At 70.5% G+C, this 370-nt stretch carries 1 protein-coding gene; it reads right to left on the bottom strand.

Annotation, left to right across the window (positions count from 1 at the left end):
- Positions 1–370, bottom strand: a 370-nt coding sequence (locus K728_RS23235) for an Lhr family helicase (RefSeq protein ID WP_443110967.1), incomplete at both ends; no start/stop codon positions are given.

The following is a 370-nucleotide window of genomic DNA, read 5'->3' as shown; positions in this document are numbered from 1 at the left end:
GGGCCACGCCAGTGCCGCACCATAGGGGTTCGCCGGGTCGGTCGCGGCGAGGGCAATCGAGGACCGCACGACGGTGGGGTCCTCACCCGGGCGGCGTTCCTGCTGGGCGTCGGCTCCGAACGAGCGCAACCGGTCCACTGTCGCGGGGACGGCGAACTGGGCGGCGCCGAGGTGTTCGATGAAGTATCCGCGCCGGCACCTGCCCATTTCCTCAAGCCGGGCCAGGACTTTGTACTGCAGTCCGAACCCGCCGGGGGTACCTTCGCTGCCCACCGACCCGCGGGTGACCACCCCGTACCGGTCGAGCAGCAGTTCGGCTGTGGCATGGGCGTGGACGGTGGTTTCGGTCTCGACCTGCGGCAGCACCGTC

This window comes from Arthrobacter sp. CAL618, from assembly GCF_000468215.1.
GTDB lineage: Bacteria > Actinomycetota > Actinomycetes > Actinomycetales > Micrococcaceae > Arthrobacter_D.
Note: the sequence above shows the minus strand (reverse complement) of the source record. Positions and strands in the feature narration are given on the sequence as shown.